Consider the following 5,386-nt stretch of genomic DNA (forward strand, 5'->3'; position numbering starts at 1 on the left):
CGGCGCGCCAGTCGGCGAGCAGGCCCGCGGCGGCCGCGGCCTTGCCGGACAGCAGCGCGGTTGCGGCCTCCTGGCTGCTGGGATAGCCGGTGTAGTCGACCTGCCTGGTGTCCGCGCCGAGCCCTTTGGCGATCAGCCCGAACAGCAGGTGGTCCGGCTCGCCCTGCGGCCCGCCCGCCAGCGGCGTCTGGCCCGGCTTGGCGAGCAGGTGGGCGCCGAAGGCCTCGAAGTCCCTGAAGCGGGAGTCGCCGGGCACGACCACAACCTCGACCTCGCCGCTGAGCCTCGACAGGGGCGTCGTGGTGTCGAGGAAGGTATGGCCGCCGTTCACCTCGGCGGCGGCCAGGGCGGGCAGGCCGGCCAGCGTGATCTTCGTGCCGGCGCCGATCTGGTATCCGGCCGTGCGGGCCGCGTCGGCGAACACCTGCCCGGTGCGCGTCCAGCGGCGCCCCTCGGGGCTGATCAGGAACCGGGTACGCAGCGCCGCGCCTCCGGTGACGCGTTCCGTGCCGCAACCGGCCGCGCACACGGCCACACCCAGCCCCCACACGAAGAACCGTCGACGGCGCATGTGCCCCTCCCCCGAACTATCGCGTACTCGGAGTTATTGGCACATTACGCAGAGATACACATACCTCTCAGAGAGGTTTCTTGCCGACCCCGGCCATGAGCGACGAAGGCAGAGACCAGTCGCCGACCAGCTTGGGCCGGTCGGGACGCCAGTCGACGGCCTGCACCAGCCCTGGAGGCTCCAGCGGGAAGTCGCCGAAGAACGTGCGGATCTCGGCGGGCGCGCGGTCGGCGCCGGCACCCGGATCGTCCCTGGAGGCGCCCCGGTATCGCTGCTCGTCCTCCAGACGGCCCATCGACGTGGCGTGGGTGATCACGAGGTAGCTGCCCGGCGCCAGCCTCTCGCGCAGACAGGCCACCGCCCGCTGCGGCCGTGCCGAGTCCGGCAGGAAGTGCAGGATCGACACCAGCAGCACCCCGACCGGTTTCCGCAGATCCAGGAACGTGCCCGCCTGGGCCAGCACCGCGCCGGGATCCAGGAGGTCCGCCTGAACGAAGGCGGCCCTGCCCGAACGTCCGAGCAGGGCCGTGGCGTGTGCGGCGACGACCGGATCATGATCGACGTAGACGACCCTGGCCTCTTCCGCCACCTCGTGCGCGCTGCCCTGGGTCGGCAGCCCGCTGCCCAGATCGAGGAACTGGCGTACCCCGGCGGCGGCCACGTAGCGCACGGCACGCTGGAGGAAGGCCCGGTTCGCGCGGGCCAGCGGGACCGCCTGCGGGATCAGCTCGGCGAGCTGCTCGATGGCCTGGCGGTCGACCGCGAAGTTGTCCTTCCCGCCGAGCATGTAGTCGTACATGCGTGCGAGATTGGGCGTCTCATGGTCGAACTGCCGCACAGTATCGAATTTATGCCGTCCGCAGCCAGATAACGAGGTTTGAAGCCAAATTAGCCTCTTTACTCGACCGTGACACTCTTGGCTAGATTGCGCGGCTTGTCCACATCGCGGCCGAGCGCCACGGCGGCATAGTACGCGAGCAGCTGCAACGGGATCGTGAGCAGGATGGGGTCGAGCTCGATCTCGTTCTTGGGGATCACGATCACGTCGTCGGCCAGCTTGGCGTCGGGCTCGCGGTGTCCGACCATGAGCACCTGGCCGCCGCGGGCGCGGATCTCGCCGAGCGTGGTGAGGTTCTTGTCGAGCAGTTCGTCGTCGGGCACGATCGCGACCGTCGGCATGTCGGGGCCGATCAGCGCGAGCGGCCCGTGCTTGAGCTCGCTGGCCGGGTACGCCTCGGCGTGGACGTACGAGATCTCCTTGAGCTTCTGCGCGCCCTCCCTGGCCACCGGGTAGCCGCGCACGCGGCCCACGAACATGATGCTCGGGTGCTTGGCGTACTTCTGCGCCAGCTCGGCGATCTTGTCGCCCTGCGTGAGGATCTCCTCGATCTGCCCGGGCAGCCTGCGCAGGCCCTCCACGATGCGCCGCCCGTCGGCGGGCGACAGGTCGCGCACCCTGCCCAGGTGCAGCGCGAGCAGCGCGAACGCCAACGACGTCGAGGTGAACGCCTTGGTCGAGGCCACCGATACCTCGGGGCCTGCGTGCAGGTAGATGCCGCCGTCCACCTCGCGGGCGATGGCGCTGCCGACCGCGTTGACGATGCCGATGACGCGGCCGCCCTTGCGCTTGAGCTCCTGCACGGCGGCGAGCGTGTCGTACGTCTCCCCAGACTGGCTGATCGCGACGTAGAGCGTGTCAGGGTCGACGACCGGGTTGCGGTAGCGGAACTCGCTGGCGGGCTCGGCGTCGGAGGGGATCCTGGCCAGCTCCTCGATGAGCTGCGCCCCGATCTGCCCCGAGTAGTACGCCGAACCACACCCGATGATCTTCACGCGCCGGAACGAGCGGGTCTCGCGGGCGTCCATGTTCAGGCCGCCGAGGTGGGCCACGTGGAAGCGCTCGTCGAGCCGGCCGCTCATCGTCCGGGTGATCGTCTCGGGCTGCTCGGAGATCTCCTTGAGCAGGTAGTGCTCGTAGCCGCCGGTGTCGTAGTGCCCGGCGTCCCAGTCGACGGTCAGCGGCTCCTTGGCCGTCTCGCGAGCGTCGCTGGAGAAGGTGTGGAAGCCGTCGGCCTTCAGCACGGCCAGCTCGCCGTCCTCCAGGTGGACGACCTGGCGGGTGTAGCGGACGAGCGCGGCCACGTCGGACGCTGCGAACATCTCCTTCTCGCCGATGCCCAGCACGATCGGGCTGCCGTTGCGCGCCACGACCACCTCGCCGGGCCGCTCCGCGTCGATGACCGCGATGCCGTACGTGCCGACGACGCTCTTGAGCGTCTTCCTGACCGCCTCCTCCAGCGTGTCGTTCTCGTCGACGGCGCGGGCGATCAGGTGCGCGAGCACCTCGGTGTCGGTCTCGGAGGCGAACTCCACGCCGTCGGCCTCCAGCTTGGCGCGCAGCTCGCCGGCGTTCTCGATGATGCCGTTGTGCACGACCGCGATGCGCTCGTCGCCGGACAGGTGCGGATGCGCGTTCACGTCGCTCGGCACGCCGTGCGTGGCCCACCGGGTGTGCCCGATGCCGAGGGTGCCCTTGAACCTGACCGGCATCACCTTGGCCAGGTCGGCCACGCGGCCCTTGACCTTGCGTACCTTGAGCCCTCGGTTGGACACCACGACCCCGGCGGAGTCGTAGCCTCGATACTCCAGCCGCTGAAGGCCCTCCAGCAGGATGGGCGCCGCGTCCCTCGGGCCGACGTAGGCCACGATTCCGCACATAGAGGTCTCCTCTTTATCCGTAAATGATCCTGCGCAGCTGCCGCAGGGACAGCTCCGGTGCCGCTACCCGGCGACCGCGTAATTCGCGGGCGATCCTCGGGAAGATCTCGTCGTTGGTGTGGCCACGCGACTTCAGCTCTCCGTGACGGCGCCGGACGTACTCCTCGGTGGACTCGGAGAAGTACGACAGCACGTCGGCGACCACTCGCGCGGCCTCACCCGGACCCAAGGGGCTCGTCTCGGTGAGGTGGGCGATGAGATCTTCGTAGGGATGTCGTGTGGTGGACACAGAGGAGGACACTACGCATCTGGAACGAGACACGCCATCATCCTGCCCGATATCGGGCAGGATTTAACTCTAACGGCTCTCTATAGGAGGCTGTTGCGGCCCCAACCTTTACCGAACCGCCACCAGGCGAAGGCGCCGGCGACGAGTCCGAGCCCGACGAGGACGGCCGCGGGACCGACTCGTCGTCGTCCAGGGTGACGCGGACCTCGCCCGGCAGCCCCTTGAGCAGTTCGGCGCCCGTGCCCCTCGCGATGACCCGTCCGCACCTCGCGACGGCGATCGTGGCGTTCAACTCGGTGAGCTCGGGAAGGTAGTGGGTGCAGTAGACGACCGCCGCGCCGCCGTCCGCCCTGCGGCGCACCGCCGCCAGGAGCGCGGCACGGGTCTCGGGGTCGGCGCCCACCGTGTGGCTCGTCGAGGAGGAGCACTTCCGGCTTCGCCAGGAGGGCGGTGGCGGCCTGCGTGCGGCGCTGCTGGCCGCCGGGCAGCACGCTCACGCGCCGGTCGAGCACCCCGGTCAGCGCCATCTCCTCCGCCGTGACGTCGATGGCCGCGGCCAGGGCACGGCGCCGCAGCCCGGCGAGCCCGCCGAACAGCCGCAGCGTCTCCCGGACGGTGACGCTGGGATAGAGGGCGAGTTGCTGGGGCGCCATCCCCACCTCGCCCCGCACCACGACGCTCCCGGCGTCCGCCCGCACCAGGCCGGCGGCGATCTCGAAGAACGTCGTCTTGCCCGCGCCGTTGTGCCCGACCAACCCCGCGATCTCCCCCGGCTCCACCCGCAGGTCGAACCCGTCCAGCGCGGCGACGTCGCCGTACCGCTTGGCCAGCCCGTTCGCGCTCAACATGAGTCCCAGCCCCCTTCTCAGTCCGGAACAAGGATGAACTGCTCGACGGCCTGGTCGGCCGCCTGCTCGGCGGCCTCGTGCCAGAAGATCCCGGGCAGACGTGGCAGGAACGCCTGGGCACGGTCGCCTGGGCCATCCGGCGCCTGGCCCGCGAGCACCCGTCGGTCTTCCCGCTCCTGCTGCTGCGCACCTCGGTGACGCCCGACGGGGTCAAACTGGTCGACCTGGCCTATCAGGCGCTGATTGACGCGGGCGTACCGGAGGCCGACGTCCCCCGGATCGAGCGGCTGATGAGCACGTTCGTGCTGGGCTTCGCGCTCTCCGAGGTGAGCGGCCGCTTCTCCGACGCCTCCAAGGACATCCGGCTCCGCCGCGGGACCGACGCGCCCGCCCACAAGCGACTGGCCGAGCACCTGACGCCCGACGACTGGGATGCCGAGTTCTCTGCTGATCTGGCTGATCTCATGCGTATCATCCGACCCGTCTGACACATCCCTCTCTGGGAATGGTTACGGTGAGTAGTTGCATCGTGACGTTCCCGAGGGAGTTGTCATGCACTTCTGGCTCGCCGCCACCCTGATCGCCGGCATGCTCACCTCGCCCGCCCTCGTGCCCGACTTCGTGCCCGCACGTGACCGACCGCCGCATCCCGGCGGCCCCGGCTCCGCCGCGCGCGCTTCCGGACGGCAGGCCGACTTCGCCGCGGCCGCACGGGAGTACGGCGTGCCGGAGAGCGTGCTGCTCGGCGTCTCGTATCTGGAGTCCCGCTGGGACACGAACGGGGGGTCGCCCAGCACGGCGGGCGGCTATGGGCCGATGCACCTGGTGGACGCGTTGCCTGCCGCTCGCATTGATCCGGGCGACGCGCTCGGCGACGCCCGGGGGGACGACGCCCGGCCGAGGTCCCGTACGGTCACCGCCGCCCCTCCCCTGTCGGCGATGCGCATGGCCGATCCGCCC

5 protein-coding genes and 2 pseudogenes are annotated in these 5,386 nt (G+C 70.1%); 2 read left to right on the forward strand and 5 right to left on the reverse strand.

The genetic code is table 11. The features are described from left to right. The 5 genes and pseudogenes from AB0J09_RS55100 to AB0J09_RS55120 all read right to left on the reverse strand — a co-directional run. Positions 1-571: pseudogene (locus tag AB0J09_RS55100) on the reverse strand (hypothetical protein); the annotation flags it as partial. A 67-nt stretch (positions 572-638) separates the two neighbouring features. After that, positions 639-1,409, reverse strand: coding sequence for an SAM-dependent methyltransferase (locus AB0J09_RS55105; protein ID WP_360710346.1), 771 nt, complete (start codon positions 1,407-1,409; stop codon positions 639-641). Positions 1,410-1,468: 59 nt separating this feature from the next. Further along, a complete protein-coding gene (gene glmS, locus AB0J09_RS55110; protein ID WP_360710348.1) occupies positions 1,469-3,289 on the reverse strand; it encodes a glutamine--fructose-6-phosphate transaminase (isomerizing) in 1,821 nt (606 codons plus the stop codon). Positions 3,290-3,302: 13 nt separating this feature from the next. Next, positions 3,303-3,578: a hypothetical protein gene (locus AB0J09_RS55115; protein ID WP_360710350.1), complete on the reverse strand. Its 276-nt coding sequence runs from the start codon at positions 3,576-3,578 to the stop codon at positions 3,303-3,305. Positions 3,579-3,658: 80 nt separating this feature from the next. Next, on the reverse strand, positions 3,659-4,426 hold the full coding sequence (locus tag AB0J09_RS55120) for an ABC transporter ATP-binding protein (RefSeq protein ID WP_360710352.1): 768 nt from the start codon (positions 4,424-4,426) through the stop codon (positions 3,659-3,661). Between the two features lie 77 nt (positions 4,427-4,503). Between AB0J09_RS55120 and AB0J09_RS55125 the strand changes: the two genes are divergently transcribed. Beyond that, positions 4,504-4,914, forward strand: coding sequence for a TetR/AcrR family transcriptional regulator C-terminal domain-containing protein (locus AB0J09_RS55125; RefSeq protein ID WP_360710353.1), 411 nt, complete (start codon positions 4,504-4,506; stop codon positions 4,912-4,914). Positions 4,915-4,978: 64 nt separating this feature from the next. Then, positions 4,979-5,386 (forward strand): annotated as a pseudogene (locus AB0J09_RS55130) (hypothetical protein); the annotation flags it as partial.

Origin of the sequence: Nonomuraea sp. NPDC049784 (assembly GCF_040659615.1) — a bacterium.
Classification (GTDB): domain Bacteria; phylum Actinomycetota; class Actinomycetes; order Streptosporangiales; family Streptosporangiaceae; genus Nonomuraea.